Raw genomic sequence first — 20,878 nt, 5'->3', positions numbered from 1 at the left:
TTGTTTACATCTTTGCGTTCGAAATGGAAATCCGCTGCTGCGCTCTTGGCCTGCGCAACCGCCTTGGGTGCGATGTTGAGCGGCTGCGGCACGGCTAACACCCCAGCCCCGACGAATGATAATGCACAGAAGCAGCCGGCTGCGGCAGCCGTATCGGAACTCACGATCAACCACGCGATGGGTTCTTCCAAAGTTCCCGCTCAACCGAAACGGATCGTCGTCCTGACCAACGAAGGAACGGAAGCCCTGCTTGCTCTTGGCCTTAAACCGGTGGGAGCGGTTAAATCTTGGTCCGGCAACCCGTGGTACGACCACTTGAAGAAAGATCTGGAAGGCGTCGAAGTCGTCGGTGACGAGAACCAGCCGAACCTTGAGGCAATCGCCAAGCTGAAGCCCGATCTGATTCTCGGCAATAAACTGCGTCAGGAAAAAGTATACACGCAGCTTGCCGCCATCGCGCCGACGGTATTCTCGGAGCGTCTGCAATCCGACTGGCAGAAAAACTTCCGAGTATATGCCGAAGCCGTTAACAAAAAAGCCGAGGGCGAGCAGCTTTTGCAGCAATATGACAAACGCATCGCGGACATGAAGGCCAAAGCGGGAGACAAGCTTAATACGAAAGTATCTCTTGTTCGCTTTATTCCGGGGAAAGCCCGGCTTTATATGAAGGATACGTTTGCAGGGCTGGCGCTCAGCAAAATCGGCTTCCAACGTCCGGCCGCGCAGGATAAGAACGAGTTTGCGGTCGAAATCAACAAGGAACGCCTCCCGGATATGGACGGAGATATTCTGTTCTATTACGTGTGGGATAACGATAAAAAAGAAGCGAGCGCCGTCGAGAAAGACTGGACGAGCGACCCGCTTTGGAAAAATTTAAACGTCGTGAAGAACAACAAAGTGATTAAAGTGAGCGACGATATTTGGAACTCCTCCGGCGGAATCATTGCCGCCAATAAGATGCTGGACGAAGTGGATCAATATCTGCTGAAATAAACCTGCTGCCCGTTACTCGAAAAATTGGATGCACACCGGTTTCGGTATGCGGAGCTCATGACCTGTGGGCTCCAGCCGGCCGGTGTTTTCATTTACAGCCAACGTGACAATGGAGTCCGAATTTTGATTGGCGGCCAACACGAATTTCCCGTCCGGCGTGACGCCAAAATTTCTCGGCCACGTCCCGCCGGTCGGCTCGTGCTGGATCAGCGCCAGCTTGCCGCTGGTCCGGTCGATGCGGTAGACGGCTATGCTGTCGTGCCCGCGGTTGGAGCCGTACAAGTAGTCCCCGGACACCCCGATATGGATATCGGCGCAATAGCTCTCCCCTGCAAATCCTTCCGGCAGCGCGGACACCGTTTGGATTTCCCGAAGCGTTCCGTCTTCTTGTCCGTAAGCAAACGCCGTAATCGTAGAATCCAGCTCATTAATCACATATGCATATGGCAGCACAGGATGGAACGCCATATGACGCGGGCCCGCCCCCGCATGTACCTGCACTTCGCCATGTAAAACAAGCGACGGTTCTGCCTCGTTCTCTTGAATGTTGTAGATCATGATTTTGTCCGTTCCGAGATCTGCGACGTAGATGCGGGAATCTTTCAGGACGGTACAATGCGCATGAGCCGCTTCCTGCCGGTCGCCGCGTACACTCTGTCCCTCATGCCGCTTCCGATCCGCCAACGGCCCGATGGTCCCGTCTTCCTCGATCGGATACAAGCTCACGCTACCGCTTGAATAATTGGCTACGACGAGCCGCTTTCCCTCACGGTCCGTTACCAGATGGCACGGCGAAGCGCCGAACGAAGGCTGCTTGCCGATATAGCGCAAAGCCCCGGTTTCCGCTTCCACAGCATAAGAAGCCACTTCCCCGCCTTCCTTGCCTGCCTCATCCTGCTGCTCGCTTACCGCAAACAGCCTGCCGCGCTCCGTATCTACCGTCAAAAAGGAAGGCATCTCGACTTCCGCATAAGTGCCAATGGCAGACAGCCTTCCTGTTGACTTATCCATGCTCAGCACATATAAAGAATCGTCTCCGCCGCCATTATAAGTTCCTACATAAACGATCCGACTGGACTGTTTTTCATACCGCTGCATTCACGACCGCTCCCCTACTGGAAATTTATTGCTAGGGTTAGTTTTTCGCCATCTCTCGCATTCATTCCTGCTTAGACGTTTTACCTTTGTTGACAAAAACCTGCTCAACTTGATGGCGAAGAAAAAAGCCGGGGCTGCGTTTCTCCCGGCTGTAGACGAATGGCTACTATAGGGTCCCTACTCCGCCTGCGCGGCCTTGACGGCTTCTAGCACCTGCTCGACATGGCCCTTGATCCGGACGCCGCGCCATTCCCGGACAAGCTTGCCTTGCGGATCGATGACAAACGTCGAGCGCACGACGCCCATATATTCGCGTCCGTACATCTTTTTCATCTGCCAAACGCCGAACAATTCGCATACCGCGTGGTCGGGGTCGGAAAGCAGCAGGAACGGCAGCTCGTATTTGGCGGCGAACTTCCCATGGGACTTCAGGTCGTCCGGGCTAATCCCGATCACTTCGGTGTTCAACGCCTTGAATTGTCCGTTGTAATCGCGGAATTGGCAGGACTCCTCCGTACATGTTGGCGTCATATCCTTGGGGTAGAAATAGAGCACGACGTATTTGCCCCGAAACTGCGATAGTGTTACGGATTCCCTGTTTCCGGCAGTCAGAGTAAAATCCGGAACCGGTTGTCCGGGTTGAAGCTGCGGCATAGTTCTTCCTCTCCTCGCATCCGTGTTTGTAAAATTTTTCTTTGTACAAGCATTATACGAAACTCCTCCGCCGCAAAACAACCTGAAAAAGCCGCCCTCATAAAGGACGGCTTTGCTATAAATGTTTCGAAGCTCTTACTTCTTATTGATGAATGCTTTCAGGGAATCGTTCAACTCGTCCTTCAGACCGGTAATAACTTTATCTTCGCTAAGGCCTTTTTCTTTCGCGATATCGGCAATCGTTTTGCCGCTGCTGAACGCTGCATCCAATTCATCTTCAGTAATGCCGAGAACTTTAGCTACGGACTCTTCATCTACATGGGTTTTCAATTTCAGCTTTTTGGAATACTTGCCACTGGATTTATCTTGATAGCCTGATTTATCGATGGCTGCCGAATACTTTACTTGAGCTTCTTCCTTTAATTGTTTCGCTTCTTCTTCAGTAATTCTTTTTTGGTTTAGTGCACTATCTACTTTTTCAAGTGCCGGATTAACCAATCTGCTGAGCAATTCCGAACGCTCGACTCCACTTGTGCGAGCCAATTCAGCGATCGATTTTCCTTTTTTAAGCTCCGCATTCAAATCATCCACACTCATATTAATAATACCGGATGCTTGAACGACAATGGAATTCAAACCAAGATCTACACGTTTGTGCAGAGGAATGGAAAAATCCGGAACGACCGTGTACGTAATATCGTCATCCGCAAACGCCTTAGGCGCTGTTGTCAATCCGCCGATTCCACCAAACAATACAGCTGCTGCTACCGTACCTGCCATAACTTTTCCAGTCCACTTTTTCATGATTCTCTCCACCCTATCCTTTTTTATATTTCGAACATACGACTTGAACATTTGTTTTGAACAAACGTTTTGAACATATGTTCAATTCCCTATGATTGGTATTCTACCACTGGATAAACCTCCCTGTCAACTCGCTCAAAATCATCAATTATGTCTATTTTTTGAACGTGCCAGTTTGTGGTAAGGGATTTATTGCTAGTATAGGAGTGAAATATGAACTCAACGTAACGTGAAGCTTAAAGGAAAATGAAAGAAAGCTTAAAAAAATCTTAAAACGAAGAGACTTGATTTTTTGAAATTTTGGCCGGACTGGGGACCGGCCCAATCCACTAGACGTTTGTCACATACTATAGAGTAAATCCAATCCGAAAGGAGCCGCTTTGCATGTACGATTACGATTGCTATCCTCAGTGCCCGACCAAGACCGTTTACGATCCGCCCGTCCGGATATACCGGGATTATTACCATCCCCAAATCGTGCAGGTCATCCACCCGGTTGAAATCGTCAACCGCCATCATTGCGTCCCTTGCCCGCAGCATATTTACTCGTATTCCGAGAGAGACGAATGGTCCACGGGCAAGGGGCACAAAGGGTGACTTCTTCCCGGCACGTCCGGGTACGCCAAAGAGGAGCTTGCCTGTCGGCAGCTCCTCCGGGAGTGTTATGATGTTTTTTAGTACATAGGCCCTCGTCCTCTACGAGCCCGCTCCGCGGTACCGCTTCACCCCGTAATTCCACACCGTCAGCCCGAAGGTCAGGAAGACAATCCCAACCAGCGGGGTAAGCAAAGCGAACGTTCCCCAATTCGCCCGGTCCAGAAAATAGGCGGCCGGATAAAAGCCGACGAAGCCAAACGGCAGCACCCATGTCAGCATGATGTTAAGAAGACGGTTATAGATCGTCATCGGGTATCGCCCGTAGTTTTGCAGGTTCCACAGCAGCGGCAAAATGCCGGTGGGCGAATCCGAGAAAAACGACAACGATGTAAAGAAAATGTACACGCCCCCGTAAATCATGATCGAACCGAGCACCAGCACAAGCAGAATGAGCGGATCGTACCACATTAGCACGAGATCAAGCTGTGTCCAGGAATAGATCATGATGATCAGACCGACCAGCGCGCTGAATAGCGAGGACGGGTCCATATTTTCCAGCATCAGCTGCACCAGATTATGCGCCGGCCGGGTCAAGATCCGGTCCATTTCGCCTTTGACGATGTACCGCTCGGTGAATCCCCAGAGATTAAAAAACGTAATAAACAAGCCGTAAGGCACCATAAAATAGCCATAGATAAACAATATCTGCTGCTCGTTCCATTCGCCGATCACCGCGGTATGCTGGAACACGACGAGGATGAAAAATAAATTCAGCCCGTTAAATAATAGATCGGACAGCACCTCGATCCAAAAATCTGAACGGTAGGTGAGCCGCGTTTTCATGTAATTTTTCAAATAATCGACAAACAAGCCTGCATAGAACATGCGCCATCACCCTCCCTGCACGAACAGCCGCGTCCGCGCGCCCCGCCACAGTACATAGAGCGGCACAATCAACAGCACGAACCAGATGATTTGGACGGCAAATACGTTGTAAACGGCGCTGCCGGCTACTTTGCCGGTGAAGACGGAGCCAGGCAAGTACGTGATCGCCGGAAACGGCAGCAGATTCATCAGCTCTTGCGCCCAGCCCGGGAAGAACGACATCGGCACGACCAGTCCGGAGAACAAATCGACGGTTACCCGTTTCATCCGCATCATGCCTTCGTTGTTTTCGAGGAAAAAGGCGAACAGGCCGGTAATAATATTGATCTGCGTATTGATCAGGAAGCTGAAAAACAGCATGGCAAGAAAAATAAGCCAGGTCAGCGGATCTGACGGCAGCTGCACCGGAAACAGGAACGAGACGATCACCATGCCCGGCACGGAAAATAGAAAAAACCGGAACAAGCCTTCGCCAAGACCCTGCATCATTTTGACGACGATGTAATTGTACGGGCGGATGAACTGAATCGCGACGCTGCCGTCTTTGATCTCATTTGCAATTTCCCGGTCCAGATTGTTAAAATAAAACGCCCGCGCCATCCACGATACGGCCACATAAGTCGTCATCTGTGTCACGGTCATCCCGCCGAGAAGCTCTTTCGTCCCGTAAATCGCCTTCCACAGAAAATAGTACGCCCCAATATTAAGGGCATAAATAATAATCCCGCTGTAATAATTGACCCGGTAGGCGAGCATCATCAGGAAGCGGATGCGGATAATGTCCAGATAAGCGCTAACCATGCAGCGTCACTTCCTGTTCTTCGCGCAGCTCCTTTTTAGCTTCCGCCGATCCGGATTTGTAAATTTCCCGCACGATGTCGTCCGTATTCGTTTCGAGGATTTTAATGTCCTCGATCGTCGTTATACCGACAACCCGGCTGAGCACCTCGGAGACGCTTGCCGCCTGCTGCGGGATCCATACTTTGGCCGTCAGCTCGTTGTCCAGCGACCAGTCTACTTGCAGTCCTGAGGTCAACTCCTGCAAACGGGGCAGCGATACCGGCTCCGAGAAGCGGAGAATGACTTCCTTGCCTTTGCCCCAGCGTTCTTTTAGCTCCTCAAGCCCTCCGTCGTAGATGATCCGGCCGTCGTCGAGCATAATGACCCGGGAACACAGCGCTTCAATGTCCTGCAGATCGTGGGTGGTCAGCAGAATGGTCGTGCCGTACCGTCTGTTCATAGATTTCAGAAACTCGCGGATTTCCGTCTTGACCATAATATCCAGACCGATCGTAGGCTCGTCCAGAAACAAAATTTCCGGATTGTGAATGAGCGACGCCGCAAGCTCGCAGCGCATCCGCTGGCCCAGACTCAACTTCCGTACAGGCCGGTTCAACAGCTCGCCAAGCTGCAGCCGCTCCACCAGCTCGTCCATACGGCTGCGGTAGTCCGCATCCGGGACGCGGTACACTTTCTTGAGCAGTTGGAACGATTCGATCACGCCGATATCCCACCAAAGCTGGCTGCGCTGGCCGAATACGACGCCGATATTCCGGACGAACTTTTCCCTCTCTTTATAAGGAACGAAGCCGCCTACGCGAATATCGCCGGAGGTCGGAACGAGAATGCCGGTCAGCATTTTGATCGTGGTCGATTTGCCCGCTCCGTTCTCGCCGATGTAGCCGCAAATCTCGCCCTGCGGAATTTGAAAGCTGATGTCCTTCACCGCGGCGACTTGGCTATACTCTCTCCGGAACAGGTCGCGAACAGCGCCTTTCAAGCCTTCCCGGTTCTTTTGCACTTTGAATTCTTTTCTCAGCCGATGCACGTCGATGGCGAGATTCATAGGTGTAGGTCCTCCTGTCAAAATATGCCGAAGCTTGCAGGCGCGGATTGAAACCTTTTATAATAATGAAATAGTTTCCTGTCCTAACGTATGCATGTTCCTGCGGCATTGTCAAAACCTATACCCGTTATGATACACCAACCTTACGATCAGGAAAAGCGAACGCAACCAGAGGAGGGAACCGAATTCCCATGGTCCGTACGATAAAATGGCTTTTCATTTCGCTGCTGCTGCTGTTGCTTGCAGGAATCGGCTATTTTACATATTCTTTCGTTCAATTTGCCAACAACATTCAAAGTCATCCCGAAACAACCAAATTCGGCGGGCTTACCCCGAAGCAGCTCGGCATGTCGGACAGCTACACCCCGCCCAAATGGGAGGGCAATTCGCGCGTGAATGTGCTCATTCTTGGCGGCGATTCCCGAGGACTCAAAAAGAACGAAGTTCCGCGTTCCGATTCGATTATGGTCGCCTCGATCGATCCGGTGACGAAGAAAGCGTACTTATTTTCGATTCTGCGCGACACATACGTGAAAATTCCGGGGCATGGCGAGGACCGCATCAATACGGCACTTGCCATCGGCGGGCCGAATCTGGCCATGCGCACGGTTAGCGACCTGCTCGGCATTCCGGTTCAATATTTTTTCTATACCGATTTCAAAGGCTTCATCGCGCTGACCGACGCCATCGGCGGCATCGATCTCGAAGTGGAGAAGGACATGAAATACCGCGATTCGGAAGACGGCCACGAGTACGATATCAATCTAAAAAAAGGCATGCAGCATCTTGACGGAAAAATGGCGCTGCAGTACGTCCGGTTCCGGCACGATGCCATGAGCGACTTTTCCCGCACCGAGCGGCAGCGCAAATTTTTGCAGGCCGTCGCGCAAAAAATGCAGACGACCGGCTCCCTGATCCGGCTGCCGAAAATATTGAACAGCATCGATCCTTACCTCGAAACGAACTTGACGACGACCGACATGCTGAAGCTCGGCACGCTAGCCTTCGAGGCCAAAACCGAGGGGATGGTCAGCCAGCAAATTCCGCCTTCCGAGCTGCTGATTGAAAAACGGGTCGGCGGCGCTGAAGTTCTTAGCGTAAACCGCACCAAGTTGCAGGATTACATTAAGGCGCTGTTCGAAGGCAGGGACCCGTTGACCCCTGCCGGCAAGCCTGCCGAAGGCGGCAATAAAAGCACGACCGGCACCGCTCCGGTCAAAAAATAATAGCTGCTACGAAGCATACGCGAGCGGGAGGCCAGGGGCTTCCCGCTTTTGACCTGAAAGGAGAACCGTTCTTATGATCGAGATGCACATTATTGACGCCTTTGCGGACAAGCCGTTTCGCGGCAACCCTGCGGCGGTTTGTTTGCTGGAGCGCTATCCTTCCGACCCATGGCTTCAGCAGGTTGCGATGGAGATGAACTTATCGGAAACGGCGTTTCTCTCCCCCCAACAGGACGGGAGCTACCGGCTTCGCTGGTTTACGCCGACGGTCGAGGTTGATTTGTGCGGCCATGCTACGCTGGCCAGCGCTCATTACCTGTGGGAAACCGGGCGGGCAGACCGCAAACAGGCTTTGACCTTTCACTCGCTTAGCGGCCAGCTGACGGCCTCCCCGAGTGAAGACGGTTGGATCCGGCTGGATTTTCCCGTTGAGCAGATTGCCGAAACGGACGCGCCGGACCGATTGGCCGATGCCCTGGGCGGGGCTGTGCCCCGTTTTGTCGGAACCAACCGGCTGGACTTGCTGGTCGAACTGGACTCGGAGGAAGCCGTACGCGGGTTGAAGCCCAATTTCGCCATCATGGCGGAGCTCGGCGTCCGCGGCGTGCTGGTTACGGCCCGCTCGCAGGATGAACGGTACGACTTCGCCTCCCGCTGCTTCTTCCCGGCGCTGGGAATTGACGAAGATCCGGTTACCGGATCGGCCCATTGCGCACTGGCGCCTTACTGGCGGGACAAGCTGGGCAAAGACCGGATGACCGCCATTCAATCGTCAGCACGAACGGGTGTTCTCAGACTTGCTTTGGTCGACGACCGTCTTCACATTCATGGTCAAGCAGTAACGGTGCTTAAAGGCTCTCTGCTCCACCTTCCTACAGAATGAGGCACCGATCCGATTCGGAGAAAAATTCACTGCCGGAACGCAATCCTTTATAATATAGATATACATAGATGGAAAGGACTTGAATTCTCATGAGCAACCCATTTGCGTCTAACGCATCCGAAGCCACGCCCCGCACACGCTCCGCAGCGCTTTATACGGAGGCGCTCGAGCATATCGTCGGCGGGGTGAACAGCCCTTCCCGCTCCTTCAAAGCCGTGGGCGGTGGAGCGCCCGTATTCATGAAACGGGGACAAGGAGCGTATTTCTGGGACGAGGACGGCAACCGCTACATCGACTATTTGGCCGCCTACGGTCCGATCATTCTCGGCCACGCTCATCCTCATGTGACCTCCGCCATTGTCCGTGCGGCGGAGAATGGCACATTATACGGTACGCCGACCGAACTCGAAATCCGCTTCGCCCGCATGTTGAAAGAAGCGATTCCGTCGCTTGATAAGGTCCGCTTCGTCAACTCCGGTACCGAAGCCGTAATGACAACGATCCGGGTAGCCCGCGCCTATACCGGCCGGAATAAAATCATCAAGTTCGCCGGCTGCTACCACGGCCATTCGGATCTCGTGCTCGTCGCCGCCGGCTCTGGCCCGTCCACCCTCGGAATACCGGACAGCGCCGGTATTCCGGTCAGCATCGCGCACGAGGTCATTACCGTGCCGTTCAACGACCTCGCCGCACTGGACGCTGCGCTGGAGCGCTGGGGCAGCGACGTGGCCGCAGTCATGGTCGAGCCCATTGTCGGCAACTTCGGCATGGTCATGCCGAAGCCCGGCTTCCTGGAAGGACTGTGCTCCGCGGCCCGTCGGAACGGCTCCCTTGTCATCTACGACGAGGTGATCACCGCGTTCCGCTTCCATTACGGCGCCGCCTCCACCTTCGCCGGTTTGCCCGAAGGCACCGACTACGCAGCCATCGAGCCCGATCTTACGGCCCTTGGGAAAATCATCGGCGGCGGACTGCCGATCGGCGCTTACGGCGGCCGCGCAGAGATCATGGCGCAAGTGTCACCGCTTGGACCGGCTTACCAAGCCGGCACCATGGCCGGCAACCCGGCATCGATTTCCGCCGGAATCGCCTGCCTGGAGGCCCTGCAAGAGCCCGGTACCTACGAGCGGCTGGACCGGCTCGGCGCCATGCTGGAAGCGGGCCTTGCCGAAGGGGCTCGCAAACACCGCATCGCCCTGACTGTGAACCGCATCTGCGGCGCGCTGTCGACACACTTTTGCGACCATCCGGTTACGAATTACGACGAGGCTCAAAATACCGACGGCGAGCAGTTTGCAGCCTTTTTCCGCTACATGCTGGAGGACAGCATTTGCCTGGCTCCTTCCAAATACGAAGCCTGGTTCTTGACGACGGCTCATACGGACGAAAACGTCGCTTATACGATTGAAGCGGCAAATCGTGCATTCGCCCGCATGAACGCTTAACCGAGAGATCGGCAATAAATTCCATTTATCACCCAAATCACGAACTATTATCGGACAAAGGTAATAGTTCGTTCGTTTTTTATTAACCCTCATCATTCCGCTCTGAAATTGCCTTTATTCACCAGTTATGCAAAATAGACAGCGCTTACAATTAACATTTCCCTTCAATGTTCTATTGTCTCACATGAAATTTCGTGATATTCTATAAATACTTTTAAACTAAGTAAATTCGGCTAAATGTAAGGTTTTTGCCATGTTAACTATGAAGCTGTGCGTTTGGACGGTTAGGGCGCTGCCCCTTTTATCACCCGCTTCCGCACAGCTTCTGCTGAATCGAGAAACCGAAAATCAAGTCAATTATGCAGAATAAATGTATTTTTATTCATTGCAATGATTCGTTGACTCTTTCCGCTTTCTTGCTTCACATGAACAAAGCCTTCTTTTCAGGACGAACCCGCAACTAATTTTAATGGGAGGTGACGGTCAGCCTGCTGACCACGAGAATGAATCAAGTTATGCGCAATGAAGGCCGCTTTCAGAATTTATTGGCCACCGAACATGATAGCTGCGGTATCATCTGTATTATTGAAAAAGACGGATTTCCGTCCCGCGACAACATTCAAAAGACGATTGACGCCCTCGTGAAAATGGAGCATCGTTCGGGTTTCATTAACGGGGAAGGCGACGGCTGCGGCATCCTGACCGACATTCCGCGCGCCCTGTGGGAGAAAAAGCTGACCGACGCCGGTCTCGACGGCAAGCTCGCTTATGACGAGCGCTTCTCCGTCGCGCACATTTTCGTGCCGCGCAAGCTGGACATCTCCGCTCCCGATATGCAAAAAGGCATCCGCGAGCTGTTCTCCCAATTTCAAGTCAGCATCCTCTTGGAGCAAGAAAATCAAGTGGACAGCAGCGTACTCGGTCCGAACGGACGCAACGACGAACCAACCTTCTGGCAAATCGCAGGTCTGTGCGACAAGCAGGAAGTGAAAGTCTCCGACCATCTGTTTGAGCTTCATGTGGCGATTGAAGCCAAATATAACGTACACGTCGCCACCCTCAGCAACGTCACGGCCGCTTACAAAGTGATGGGCGCCGCCAGCATTTTGCCGAAATACTTCAATGACACCCGCGACCCGCTGTTCGCAGCGCAGGTTACTATCGGACACAACCGATACTCCACGAACACACAATCCAGCTTCTTCCGCGTGCAGCCATTCTCGCTGCTTGGCCATAACGGCGAGATCAATACGGTGAAAAAGATGCGGATCGAAGCCGACATGGTCGGCGTGCCCCTCGTTGACGGCGGCAGCGACTCCCAGGACATGAACCGTACCATCGAAACGTTCATTCACCGTTTCGGCCTCAGCTTGTTCGAAGCGATGGAAGTCGTTTTCCCTCCGATTCTTAACGAAATGAAGCTTTTCCGGCCGGAACTGCAGGACATGTACGTCTACTTCCGCCAAGCTTGGGGCCATTACGCGCAAGGACCGGCAGGGATCGTTTCCCGTTACGGCAATGAGTGCATTTTCAGCGTCGACGCGCTTGGTCTGCGTCCCGTATGGATGGTGGAAAGCGAAACGTCCCTGTATTTCTCCTCGGAACAAGGCGTCATTACGGTCGGCGAGATGGTCGCAGATCCGAAACCGATCGCACCGGGCGAAAAAGTAGGCGTCGTCCTGACACCGGGCGAGCATGTTCAGGTTATTCCGTATCATCTGGTGCAATCCACCGTGCTGGAGCGCGTGCAAAGCCGTCTTGGCCTTGATGGACAGCGCAAGCACTTGAATAATGAAATTCCGGCCGTCGAAGCGGCGCCATCCGCCGACGTCACGCCGACGGATGCACTCTACAGCGCGTTCGGATGGGACCGCGACGGCATCCAAATGATCGAAACGACTGCCGAGACCGGCGCAGAGCCGATTCGCTCGCTCGGTCATGACAGCCCGCATGCCGCTTTGAACTGGGAGCGTCAGAATATTCCGGATTTCATTAAAGAAAGCGTTGCGGTTGTCACCAACCCCGCGATCGACCGTGACCGCGAGATGGAGCATTTCTCCACGCGCGTCGTCGTAGGGCCTCGCCCGGCCGTGTACAGCCAGCCGGATGATCGGCTGCGGGTAGAACTGCTGTATCCCGTCGTGCTGGAGGGCAGCAACGGTATCGATTCTTTGGCTGAATTGAAACAGCCGAGCTACGAGCAGCTTGTCGCCATGTACGGTGCGCAAAACGGCGATGCCGTCGCCACGTTGTCGACGACATTCTCCCGCGGCACATCGCTGAAGGATGCTCTGGAGCAGCTTGCGGCCGACGCTGTGCAAGCCGTGCGCAAAGGCGCTATGCTGCTTGTGCTGGACGACAGCGAGGCGCATGAGAACGACCGGCTGTGGATGGACCCGCATTTGGCCGTATCCAAAGTCGATATCGCGCTTCGCGAAGTGAAGCTCGGTTACGGCGACAATCTGCGCCGTCAAACAACGCTCGTCCTGCGCAGCGCGGCTATCCGCAACCTGCACGATATGGCCGTTGCTTGCGGCTTGGGCGCAGATGTGCTGTCCCCTTACATCTTGTTTGCTACGGCAGCGGCCAAGGACGGCGCGCCGGCGGCACGCAAAGTGTTTACCGCTTTGATGAAAGGCTTGGAGAAAGTCATCTCCACGATCGGAACGCATGAGCTTCGTGGTTACACCCGCTTCTTCTCGTCGATCGGCCTCAAGCCGGAGCTCGCCGACGTACTGGATATTGTAAACTACCTGGGCAGCGATAAGGCCGGAACCGGCTTTGCCGAGCTCGAAGCCGATGCCGAAGCCCGTTACAACGACTTCGCCAATCCTAAAGCAAAAGCAGCCCGCAACTTCCGCTTCTTCCAACGGATGTGGAAAGCGCTCGGCGATGCGGCTTCCGGAGCGGCTCCGTACGAAGACTATCGCGACAAGCTGCGCGAAGAAGAAAAGAAAAACGGTATTTCCATCCGTCACGTTGCGGATTTCAATTATGAGAAAGCGCACGCCGAAGGCCGTAAGCCGCTCGACCCTTCCCAAGTCGAGATTGGCATCGGAGGCCACGATCTGCCGATGCTCATCTCTTCCATGTCCTTCGGATCGCAGAACGAAACGGCATTCCGCGCTTACGCCGAAGCCGGCGAGCGCCTGAATATGGTAACGATGAACGGCGAAGGCGGCGAGATCAAAGACATGCTCGGCCGCTATAAGCGGACCCGCGGCGCCCAAGTCGCGTCTGGACGTTTCGGCGTTAACGTCGAGCTGGCAAACGCCGTTGCCTTCTTGGAAATCAAGATCGGTCAGGGCGCAAAACCGGGCGAAGGCGGTCACCTGCCAGGCTCGAAAGTAACTGCGAAGATCGCATTGGCACGGAACGCGACCATCGGTTCCGACCTGATTTCGCCTTCCAACAACCATGACATTTATTCGATCGAGGACTTGGCGCAAATCATTTCCGAGCTGAAGGAAGCGAGCGGACGCAAGGCGAAAATCATCGTCAAAGTTCCGGTCGTCCCTGGTATCGGCACGATTGCAGTCGGTGTTGCCAAAGCAGGCGCAGATGTCATCACGTTGTCCGGTTTTGACGGCGGTACGGGTGCGGCTCGGATTCACTCCATCACGCACGTCGGGCTGCCGACCGAAATCGGTACGAAGCTGGCGCATATCGCACTGATCGAAGCCGGATTGCGCCACAAAGTGGAGCTCTGGTCCGACGGCGGCATGAAATCCGGTGCCGACGTTGTGAAAATGGTCATGCTCGGTGCAAACCGCATCGGCTTCGGCTCTATCGCAATGCAATCCATCGGCTGTACGACGTGCCGCGGCTGTCACTTGGATACATGTCACGTCGGAATCGCGACGCAAATCGACTCGATGGAAGAAGCGGAAGAAAAAGGCCTTCGCCGCTTCGTGCCTCGCGTCTACGATACCGCTGTTGAATCGCTTGTTCGTTTGTTTGGCGGGATCGGCCGAGAAGTACGGGACATTGTCGCTCAGCTCGGCTTTGCAAACCTGCAAGACCTCGTCGGCCGTTCCGACTTGCTGCAGCAAGTAAGCCATCTTGAGAAAATCGATCTGTCCGACCTGCTCCGTCCGGCTCCGCTGTCCTTGGCGGCAGCACAAGAAGCTTTGGAGGAAGTCGCAGCAGCGGTATCCTCGGATATTCGCATTGCGGCAGGCGCAGAAGGCCAGCAATTTTTCCCGGATGCCGTTTCGTTCGAATCGCCGGTGGAGCGTACTTGGTCCAAAGTCGATGCGGAATCCCGTATCCTCGGCAGCCGCTATGCAAGCCACCGCGTAAGAGACCGTTTCGACGGTAGCTACGATTCGCTGCCTCCGGTAAGCATCACCATGACCGAAGGCTCCGTACCGGGTAACGGATTGGCCGCTTTCAATGCCCGCGGCGTAAATATCACGGTTCACGGCGGTGCGGAAGACGGCGTCGGTAAAATGTCGCTCGGCGGTAAAGTCGCGATCCTGAAAGCACCAAGCAAGCATAAGCAATTCATCAATGGTTCCGTGGGCAAGTCGTTCGGCTACGGCGCGCAAAAAGGCTTGTTCCTGATTCAAGGCAATGCCGATACCCGTGCCTGCATCCGGTTCTCCGGCGCAGACGTCGTATTCGGCGGCGAAATCACGGCACCGATTCAAGATGAGCTCGGTGGCATCGCAGCCCGTGCGAACTTGAAAGGCTTCGCCTTTGAATACATGACCAACGGCCGCGCTGTTGTGCTCGGCGATCCGGGTCCTTGGATTTGCGCAGGGATGACGGGCGGCGTCATTTACCAACGCCTCGTACCGGAGATGGGTCTGGATCAAGCCGCCATCGAACGCCGGGTAGCCAAAGGCGCCAAGGTCAAAATCGAACCGGTCGGCGTACAAAGCATGAAAGACTTGAGCGAACTGCTCGGCGCTTACCATGAAGAGCTTGTGAAATCCGGACAACCGGAAGCCGCAGCGAAAGTGGAGCATTTGCTGAACAACCTGCAAACGAGCTTCGTTCGGATCGCACCGGTCGGTCTGCAAGCCGATCAATCGGTAGCTACCGAATAATCGGCGAGCACAATAAAATTAACCATTCGTTACCCCTCCGGATCTTCCGCGTTCCGGAGGGATTTTTTTGAGTAGTCCCTAAGGTCTCCATCAAAGAAAAAAGCATCGTAACCCAAACAAACATGGGGTACGGTGCTTTTTCCTTTTTATGATAATTTACAGCTTAGCCTTTAGCCGCCCGGTAAGCTTCGATATATTGCGCGGCTTTTTTGGCTACCAGACTGTAATTGCCCGTTTTGACGGCTTCCGTCGTCAGATCGGAGCCGATACCGACGGCCACTGCGCCCGCCTTGATCCAATCGGCGAGATTGTCCAAGGAGACACCGCCGGTGGGCATAACGTTGGCCTGCGGAAGCGGCCCTTTGATTGCTTTGATCGTCGATGGCGAATACAGATTGCCCGGGAATAGCTTTACGATATCTACGCCGAGCTCAAGTGCCCGCTGAATCTCTTGAATCGTCATCACACCCGGCATCACAGGAACGCGGTACCGGTTGCACAAAGTAACCGTATCCGGATTTAACGCCGGACCGACCACGAATTCCGCTCCGCTGAGAATACCCGCCCGTGCCGTTTCCGGATCTAATACAGTCCCAACGCCGATGATCGCATACTTGGATGAATCCTGCGTGGAGCTTGAATATTTTTTGGCCAGCTTCTCGATAGCTTGCAGCGCAAACGGCACCGTCATTGTAACTTCGATAACTTTAATGCCGCCTGCGATCGCCTGTTCAGCCATTTCGACGACTTCTTCCGGCGTCTCTCCGCGCAGAACCGCTACCACGCCTTCACTAGTCAGCTGCTGCAAAAGCTTGATTTTTTTCATATTCTCTCATCCGTTCCTAATATGAAGTTAGTAGTGCATGTATTTCGTTGCATCGGATACTACCTCTCGACATGTTTTACGTTGTTTAGAAACGCCTCTACTTGCTCCCAGGTCGGAATGCCTTCCCAGTCTCCCTCCATCTGTACCACCATACAGCCGATCAGGTTACCGAGGCGGACCGCTTCTTCCAAACGATAGCCCTTGAGCAACCCAACGAAAAAGCCTGCGCAAAAACCGTCTCCGGCCCCGACCGTATCCACCACTTGCTCCGCTTTAAAATAGGGCACCGAGCTTACGCGGCCTTGCTCGACGATATACGTGACGTCTTCGCCGCCTTTGACAATCGATACCGCTTTAAGCTGGCTGAGTCGGGCCACAATATCGTCGAAGCTGTCCGTTTGATACAGCAGCTTCAGCTCGTCTAACCCGGGTAGGAAATAATCCGCTTCTTGGGCCAATTCCAGCAGCACCTCTCGCGCTTCCTCCAGTGACCACAGCTTCAGCCTCAAGTTCGGATCAAAACAAACCTTCACACCATGCTTGCGGGCTAGTTTCATCGCTTCCCTGACCGTTTCCCGGCAGTTCGGGCTGAGCGCTGTCGTAATGCCCGTTACATGCAAATATTTGGCCTGCTTAATATATTGCTCGTCCAAATGCTCCGGCTTCAGCGTGCTGGCTGCCGAGCCTTTGCGGTAATAATAAACCGATGTTTTCCCGGATACCACCTCGCGGAGCATCAAGCCGGTAGGCGCTTCGGTTGTCAGCTCCACACGAGAGACGTCCACGCCCTCGCCGCGGATTTTTTTCATGATCATGCGGCCTAGCGGATCTTTCCCAAGGCGGCTGAACCAGCCTGCCCTGTGGCCCAGACGGGATACCCCGATCGCTACGTTGCTTTCCGCACCCCCGAACAGCCCTTGGAAGCGCGACGAATATTCGATTCCTTTGCTTCCTTCCGGCATCAACAATGCCATCGATTCCCCGAATGTAATAATTTCCGGCTGAAACATCTGCTGCTGCTCCGCTCGTCCGTTCTCCGTCATTTATCTCGCCATCCATCCCCCGTCCACACAAAGCACGTGGCCGCTCATATAGTCTGAAGCCTGTGAAGCGAGGAATATGATCGGTCCTTGCATATCTTCCGAAGTTCCCCAGCGTCCGGCTGGAATACGCACCATAATTTGAGAGCTGCGCTCTTCATCCGCACGAAGCGCTGCGGTATTGTCGGTAGCCATATACCCCGGAGCGATAGCGTTAACTTGAATGCCTTTGCTGGCCCACTCGTTCGCAAGCGCTTTAGTTACTCCGGCAATCGCATGCTTGGAAGCCGTATAGCCCGGCACATTGATCCCGCCTTGAAAGCTTAACATCGATGCAATATTTATAATTTTACCCGACCCTTGTTTAATCATTTCACGCCCAACAAGCTGCGACAGGAAAAAAACAGAGTTTAAGTTCAAATTCAGCACATCATGCCAGTCCTGCGCCGCGTGATCGGCAGCCGGCGTACGCCGAATAATCCCGGCATTGTTAACCAAAATATCAACTTTCCCAAATACGGACAACGCCTCGTCTACCACACTCTTCAATACGCTTTCATCCATCAGATCCGCTATGATGGTGTGTGCCTTGCGGCCCATCGCTTGGATTTGCTGCTCAACCTCACGCGAACGGTCGTTGCTCGTTACGATAACGATGTCCGCGCCTGCCTTGGCTAAGCCTAAGGAGATACCTGCACCAAGACCTACGGCTCCCCCGGTTACTAAAGCCACTTTTCCGGTCAAATCAAACAAATTCATCCTCTACACCCCATTTAAACGTTTTAAGCGTATCCGAGCTTACGTTCTAATCGGATTGCTCATCCCTTTTATTATAAGTCATACTGGTTCAAACTGCTATAGTCGGGTCCAAAATGTAACCGGAACGCTAAATTTTGTAGACATTTTGTATAGCTCTAAGCGCTTTCCTGGTGGTTAATGTAGAAGAACAGCCCCTATATCGAAAGGAGCTGTCCTTTTCTGCAGCCTGATGTTTTTTCAACGTTGCTTAGCCTGTCTTCGTAAATTCTCCGGAGCAAGCGTATTTCACTTCTTCGATCGTTACGGCAAAGCTGCCGGCAGGAATTTCAATCGTTTGTACCGCACCGGACGTAGCTAAAAGCAACTGCCTCCCCATAGGGGATAAAAATGAGACATAGTTTTTATCAGGCGCGGTCAAAGTTGGGAATACAATCGTAAACGTTTCCTCTAAACCGTCATCCTCATACTTCACTTTTACGCTGCTGCCGATCAGCACTTTGGAATATAAGGAATGCATAAACTGCACTTCATCTTGCGCCAATAGACGTTCCAAAACTGCCGTGTATTGTTCGATGAACTTTTCGAGATTCGCTCGTTCCTTGCCTTGCTGCGGGCAAAAGTCATCAAGAAACGCACTGCTTTGTTCGTCAAAATAGAGCAATTGATTAATTAATTGGGTACGGGCACCACGTCCGAAACTAGGGTTCATAGTAGATATCCCCCCCTATATACGTTCTTATCCTTCGTGAGTTCAGCCTTTGTACTGCCATAGGACTCATATGCGTTCCTCCTTAATAAAATAAGCCCCTCGAAAGGAGCTTTAACCCATTGTATCAGAACTTTTCCACAAATGCCATAATTCCAAGCCTTTATAAACAGGATCGTCTATAGCCACAAGAACTCAACAAAAAAAGGCCTGTTTCCAGACCTCTTAGTTTCAAATATGACGTCCCAGGAGGGATTCGAACCCCCGACCGACGGCTTAGAAGGCCGTTGCTCTATCCAGCTGAGCTACTGGAACTTACATATGGAGCGGGTGATGGGAATCGAACCCACGCTACCAGCTTGGAAGGCTGGAGTTCTACCATTGAACTACACCCGCACTAAAATATTGAATGGTCGGGACGACACGATTCGAACATGCGACCCCCTGGTCCCAAACCAGGTGCTCTACCAAGCTGAGCTACGTCCCGTTATAAATGCCGGTAGAGGGACTTGAACCCCCACGGTTTCCCTCACGATTTTGAGTCGCGCGCGTCTGCCAATTCCGCCATACCGGCAAATCATAAATGGAGCGGAAGACGGGATTCGAACCCGCGACCCTCGCCTTGGCAAGGCGATGCTCTACCCCTGAGCCACTTCCGCAAACTACTTTAAGATTAAAACCAAAAAGAGCAATTGTCAATCTTCATAAGCAAAAGTTGCGATGGAGCGGAAGACGGGATTCGAACCCGCGACCCTCGCCTTGGCAAGGCGATGCTCTACCCCTGAGCCACTTCCGCTCAATTTATTTTGTAAGAAGATGAGCCATGTAGGACTCGAACCTACGACACCCTGATTAAAAGTCAGGTGCTCTACCAACTGAGCTAATGGCTCGTGCTGAAAATACTGGGGATCTAGGATTCGAACCTAGGCATGACGGAGTCAAAGTCCGTTGCCTTACCGCTTGGCTAATCCCCAATGACTATGGGGCGATCGAAGGGAATCGAACCCTCGAGTGTCGGAGCCACAATCCGATGCGTTAACCACTTCGCCACGACCGCCATATGAATTGTCATGTGGCATAAATGGTGCCGTCGAGAGGAATCGAACCACCGACCTACGCATTACGAGTGCGTTGCTCTACCGCTGAGCTACGACGGCACGGTACATAAATTAAAAATTTCGGAACCCTCGGATATTGTCCGTTTCGTTCCGAAGTTAAAAGCATCTAAATGGCGGAGCCGACGGGATTCGAACCCGCGGTCTCCTGCGTGACAGGCAGGCATGTTAGGCCTCTACACCACGGCTCCACACAAATGAAATTGGTTGCGGGGGCAGGATTTGAACCTGCGGCCTTCGGGTTATGAGCCCGACGAGCTACCGGGCTGCTCCACCCCGCGTCAGTAAGTAAATCTATGGTGGAGGCTGACGGGATCGAACCGCCGACCCTCTGCTTGTAAGGCAGATGCTCTCCCAGCTGAGCTAAGCCTCCATGGGATAATGGTGACCCGTAGGGGATTCGAACCCCTGTTACCTCCGTGAAAGGGAGGTGTCTTAACCCCTTGACCAACGGGCCATGCTTATAAATACAATGCGATGATGGAACTCTACGGAGAGAGAGGGATTCGAACCCTCGAGACGCTTGTGACGCCTACACGATTTCCAATCGTGCTCCTTCGGCCAGCTCGGACACCTCTCCAAGAATGGCTCCCCGAACAGGACTCGAACCTGTGACAACTCGATTAACAGTCGAGTGCTCTACCAACTGAGCTATCAGGGAACGTTAACGGTTGTGGAGTATGAAGTGTCGAATCATATCCGCTTGGCGACGTCCTACTCTCCCAGGACCCTGCGGTCCAAGTACCATCGGCGCTGGAAGGCTTAACGGTCGTGTTCGGGATGGGTACGCGTGGTTCCCTTCCGCCATCATCACCAAACGGATGTCGATGTTTCTGCCACGAAACATCTTTAATTAACTCAAGGCGACTTGCACCCTGAAAACTGGATCGAAACAAAGCGTTCCGATATATCTTTTCTCGCTCCGTTGACTTCGTCAAAAGTCGCTC

General features: G+C 53.3%; 16 protein-coding genes, 16 tRNA genes and 1 rRNA gene. 6 read left to right on the top strand and 27 right to left on the bottom strand.

Annotated features, from left to right (window positions below; translation table 11 throughout):
- Complete coding sequence (locus tag QJ48_RS30715; protein ID WP_237763117.1) at nucleotides 1-993, top strand: ABC transporter substrate-binding protein; 993 nt, start codon at nucleotides 1-3, stop codon at nucleotides 991-993.
- Nucleotides 994-1,005: 12 nt separating this feature from the next.
- Here the strand turns inward: QJ48_RS30715 and QJ48_RS30710 are convergent, their stop codons facing one another.
- The 3 genes from QJ48_RS30710 to QJ48_RS30700 all read right to left on the bottom strand — a co-directional run bounded on the left by QJ48_RS30710 (nucleotide 1,006) and on the right by QJ48_RS30700 (nucleotide 3,549).
- Nucleotides 1,006-2,091 (bottom strand): lactonase family protein, encoded by a 1,086-nt coding sequence (locus QJ48_RS30710; protein WP_054977144.1) that lies wholly within the window; start codon nucleotides 2,089-2,091, stop codon nucleotides 1,006-1,008.
- 177 nt (nucleotides 2,092-2,268) lie between these two features.
- Entirely contained in the window at nucleotides 2,269-2,745 is a 477-nt protein-coding gene (gene bcp / locus QJ48_RS30705) for a thioredoxin-dependent thiol peroxidase (protein ID WP_054977143.1), read from the bottom strand.
- 135 nt (nucleotides 2,746-2,880) lie between these two features.
- Entirely contained in the window at nucleotides 2,881-3,549 is a 669-nt protein-coding gene (locus QJ48_RS30700) for a hypothetical protein (RefSeq protein WP_054977142.1), read from the bottom strand.
- Nucleotides 3,550-3,933: 384 nt separating this feature from the next.
- Here QJ48_RS30700 and QJ48_RS30695 point away from each other — a divergent pair, with 384 nt between their 5' ends.
- Complete coding sequence (locus QJ48_RS30695; RefSeq protein ID WP_054977141.1) at nucleotides 3,934-4,146, top strand: hypothetical protein; 213 nt, start codon at nucleotides 3,934-3,936, stop codon at nucleotides 4,144-4,146.
- 99 nt (nucleotides 4,147-4,245) lie between these two features.
- Here QJ48_RS30695 and QJ48_RS30690 read toward each other — a convergent pair whose 3' ends face one another.
- Genes QJ48_RS30690 through QJ48_RS30680 form a run of 3 tightly spaced genes read right to left on the bottom strand, consistent with a single transcriptional unit; the run spans nucleotide 4,246 to nucleotide 6,877 of the window.
- On the bottom strand, nucleotides 4,246-5,031 hold the full coding sequence (locus QJ48_RS30690; protein ID WP_054977140.1) for an ABC transporter permease: 786 nt from the start codon (nucleotides 5,029-5,031) through the stop codon (nucleotides 4,246-4,248).
- A 6-nt stretch (nucleotides 5,032-5,037) separates the two neighbouring features.
- Nucleotides 5,038-5,832, bottom strand: a complete 795-nt coding sequence (locus QJ48_RS30685; RefSeq protein WP_054977139.1) for an ABC-2 family transporter protein — start codon at nucleotides 5,830-5,832, stop codon at nucleotides 5,038-5,040.
- Nucleotides 5,825-6,877: an ATP-binding cassette domain-containing protein gene (locus QJ48_RS30680; protein WP_054977138.1), complete on the bottom strand. Its 1,053-nt coding sequence runs from the start codon at nucleotides 6,875-6,877 to the stop codon at nucleotides 5,825-5,827. The genes QJ48_RS30685 and QJ48_RS30680 overlap by 8 nt, the downstream gene beginning before the upstream one ends.
- Before the next feature lie 191 nt (nucleotides 6,878-7,068).
- Between QJ48_RS30680 and QJ48_RS30675 the strand changes: the two genes are divergently transcribed.
- The 4 genes from QJ48_RS30675 (at nucleotide 7,069) to QJ48_RS30660 (ending at nucleotide 15,485) form a co-directional block, all read left to right on the top strand.
- Nucleotides 7,069-8,103: an LCP family protein gene (locus tag QJ48_RS30675; protein ID WP_054977137.1), complete on the top strand. Its 1,035-nt coding sequence runs from the start codon at nucleotides 7,069-7,071 to the stop codon at nucleotides 8,101-8,103.
- Between the two features lie 73 nt (nucleotides 8,104-8,176).
- Nucleotides 8,177-8,986: a PhzF family phenazine biosynthesis protein gene (locus QJ48_RS30670; RefSeq protein WP_054977136.1), complete on the top strand. Its 810-nt coding sequence runs from the start codon at nucleotides 8,177-8,179 to the stop codon at nucleotides 8,984-8,986.
- Between the two features lie 89 nt (nucleotides 8,987-9,075).
- Nucleotides 9,076-10,431: a glutamate-1-semialdehyde 2,1-aminomutase gene (locus QJ48_RS30665; protein WP_054977135.1), complete on the top strand. Its 1,356-nt coding sequence runs from the start codon at nucleotides 9,076-9,078 to the stop codon at nucleotides 10,429-10,431.
- A gap of 515 nt (nucleotides 10,432-10,946) precedes the next feature.
- The gene (locus tag QJ48_RS30660) at nucleotides 10,947-15,485 is read left to right on the top strand and encodes a glutamate synthase-related protein (protein ID WP_054977150.1); all 4,539 of its coding nucleotides are present in this window, start codon (nucleotides 10,947-10,949) and stop codon (nucleotides 15,483-15,485) included.
- A 163-nt stretch (nucleotides 15,486-15,648) separates the two neighbouring features.
- Here QJ48_RS30660 and QJ48_RS30655 read toward each other — a convergent pair whose 3' ends face one another.
- The 21 genes from QJ48_RS30655 to rrf all read right to left on the bottom strand — a co-directional run bounded on the left by QJ48_RS30655 (nucleotide 15,649) and on the right by rrf (nucleotide 20,749).
- Nucleotides 15,649-16,311, bottom strand: coding sequence for a bifunctional 2-keto-4-hydroxyglutarate aldolase/2-keto-3-deoxy-6-phosphogluconate aldolase (locus QJ48_RS30655; protein WP_054977134.1), 663 nt, complete (start codon nucleotides 16,309-16,311; stop codon nucleotides 15,649-15,651).
- A 59-nt stretch (nucleotides 16,312-16,370) separates the two neighbouring features.
- A complete protein-coding gene (locus QJ48_RS30650) occupies nucleotides 16,371-17,354 on the bottom strand; it encodes a sugar kinase (RefSeq protein WP_054977133.1) in 984 nt (327 codons plus the stop codon).
- A complete protein-coding gene (gene kduD, locus QJ48_RS30645) occupies nucleotides 17,355-18,110 on the bottom strand; it encodes a 2-dehydro-3-deoxy-D-gluconate 5-dehydrogenase KduD (RefSeq protein WP_054977132.1) in 756 nt (251 codons plus the stop codon).
- Nucleotides 18,111-18,357: 247 nt separating this feature from the next.
- Nucleotides 18,358-18,819, bottom strand: a complete 462-nt coding sequence (locus QJ48_RS30640; RefSeq protein WP_054977131.1) for a GreA/GreB family elongation factor — start codon at nucleotides 18,817-18,819, stop codon at nucleotides 18,358-18,360.
- A gap of 238 nt (nucleotides 18,820-19,057) precedes the next feature.
- Nucleotides 19,058-19,131, bottom strand: a tRNA-Arg gene (locus QJ48_RS30635).
- A gap of 7 nt (nucleotides 19,132-19,138) precedes the next feature.
- A tRNA-Gly gene (locus QJ48_RS30630) sits at nucleotides 19,139-19,212 on the bottom strand.
- A gap of 14 nt (nucleotides 19,213-19,226) precedes the next feature.
- Nucleotides 19,227-19,303 (bottom strand) — tRNA-Pro (locus QJ48_RS30625).
- A 7-nt stretch (nucleotides 19,304-19,310) separates the two neighbouring features.
- Nucleotides 19,311-19,390: transfer RNA gene (locus QJ48_RS30620), tRNA-Leu, on the bottom strand.
- Nucleotides 19,391-19,400: 10 nt separating this feature from the next.
- A tRNA-Gly gene (locus tag QJ48_RS30615) sits at nucleotides 19,401-19,475 on the bottom strand.
- Between the two features lie 62 nt (nucleotides 19,476-19,537).
- Nucleotides 19,538-19,612 (bottom strand) — tRNA-Gly (locus tag QJ48_RS30610).
- Nucleotides 19,613-19,633: 21 nt separating this feature from the next.
- Nucleotides 19,634-19,706 (bottom strand) — tRNA-Lys (locus QJ48_RS30605).
- Nucleotides 19,707-19,718: 12 nt separating this feature from the next.
- Nucleotides 19,719-19,790: transfer RNA gene (locus QJ48_RS30600), tRNA-Gln, on the bottom strand.
- 7 nt (nucleotides 19,791-19,797) lie between these two features.
- Nucleotides 19,798-19,873 (bottom strand) — tRNA-His (locus QJ48_RS30595).
- 25 nt (nucleotides 19,874-19,898) lie between these two features.
- Nucleotides 19,899-19,973, bottom strand: a tRNA-Thr gene (locus tag QJ48_RS30590).
- A 72-nt stretch (nucleotides 19,974-20,045) separates the two neighbouring features.
- Nucleotides 20,046-20,122: transfer RNA gene (locus QJ48_RS30585), tRNA-Asp, on the bottom strand.
- A 13-nt stretch (nucleotides 20,123-20,135) separates the two neighbouring features.
- Nucleotides 20,136-20,212: transfer RNA gene (locus tag QJ48_RS30580), tRNA-Met, on the bottom strand.
- Nucleotides 20,213-20,228: 16 nt separating this feature from the next.
- A tRNA-Val gene (locus tag QJ48_RS30575) sits at nucleotides 20,229-20,304 on the bottom strand.
- A gap of 9 nt (nucleotides 20,305-20,313) precedes the next feature.
- Nucleotides 20,314-20,388, bottom strand: a tRNA-Glu gene (locus tag QJ48_RS30570).
- 34 nt (nucleotides 20,389-20,422) lie between these two features.
- Nucleotides 20,423-20,511, bottom strand: a tRNA-Ser gene (locus tag QJ48_RS30565).
- Nucleotides 20,512-20,516: 5 nt separating this feature from the next.
- Nucleotides 20,517-20,592, bottom strand: a tRNA-Asn gene (locus QJ48_RS30560).
- A 40-nt stretch (nucleotides 20,593-20,632) separates the two neighbouring features.
- Nucleotides 20,633-20,749, bottom strand: a 5S ribosomal RNA gene (rrf, locus tag QJ48_RS30555).
- Nucleotides 20,750-20,878 lie beyond the last annotated feature (129 nt).

The sequence above is a fragment of the Paenibacillus sp. A3 genome, from assembly GCF_001399685.1.
Classification (GTDB): Bacteria; Bacillota; Bacilli; order Paenibacillales; family NBRC-103111; genus Paenibacillus_G.
Note: the sequence above shows the minus strand (reverse complement) of the source record. Positions and strands in the feature narration are given on the sequence as shown.

Coding starts and splice junctions, on each gene's coding strand:
- QJ48_RS30710 (WP_054977144.1), bottom strand. CDS start 2,091: ATGCAGCGGTATGAAAAACAGTCCAGTCGGATCGTTTATGTAGGAACT.
- QJ48_RS30680 (WP_054977138.1), bottom strand. CDS start 6,877: ATGAATCTCGCCATCGACGTGCATCGGCTGAGAAAAGAATTCAAAGTG.
- QJ48_RS30655 (WP_054977134.1), bottom strand. CDS start 16,311: ATGAAAAAAATCAAGCTTTTGCAGCAGCTGACTAGTGAAGGCGTGGTA.
- QJ48_RS30685 (WP_054977139.1), bottom strand. CDS start 5,832: ATGGTTAGCGCTTATCTGGACATTATCCGCATCCGCTTCCTGATGATG.
- QJ48_RS30640 (WP_054977131.1), bottom strand. CDS start 18,819: ATGAACCCTAGTTTCGGACGTGGTGCCCGTACCCAATTAATTAATCAA.
- QJ48_RS30660 (WP_054977150.1), top strand. CDS start 10,947: ATGCGCAATGAAGGCCGCTTTCAGAATTTATTGGCCACCGAACATGAT.
- QJ48_RS30700 (WP_054977142.1), bottom strand. CDS start 3,549: ATGAAAAAGTGGACTGGAAAAGTTATGGCAGGTACGGTAGCAGCAGCT.
- bcp (WP_054977143.1), bottom strand. CDS start 2,745: ATGCCGCAGCTTCAACCCGGACAACCGGTTCCGGATTTTACTCTGACT.
- QJ48_RS30675 (WP_054977137.1), top strand. CDS start 7,069: ATGGTCCGTACGATAAAATGGCTTTTCATTTCGCTGCTGCTGCTGTTG.
- QJ48_RS30665 (WP_054977135.1), top strand. CDS start 9,076: ATGAGCAACCCATTTGCGTCTAACGCATCCGAAGCCACGCCCCGCACA.
- kduD (WP_054977132.1), bottom strand. CDS start 18,110: ATGAATTTGTTTGATTTGACCGGAAAAGTGGCTTTAGTAACCGGGGGA.
- QJ48_RS30650 (WP_054977133.1), bottom strand. CDS start 17,354: ATGACGGAGAACGGACGAGCGGAGCAGCAGCAGATGTTTCAGCCGGAA.
- QJ48_RS30690 (WP_054977140.1), bottom strand. CDS start 5,031: ATGTTCTATGCAGGCTTGTTTGTCGATTATTTGAAAAATTACATGAAA.
- QJ48_RS30695 (WP_054977141.1), top strand. CDS start 3,934: ATGTACGATTACGATTGCTATCCTCAGTGCCCGACCAAGACCGTTTAC.
- QJ48_RS30670 (WP_054977136.1), top strand. CDS start 8,177: ATGATCGAGATGCACATTATTGACGCCTTTGCGGACAAGCCGTTTCGC.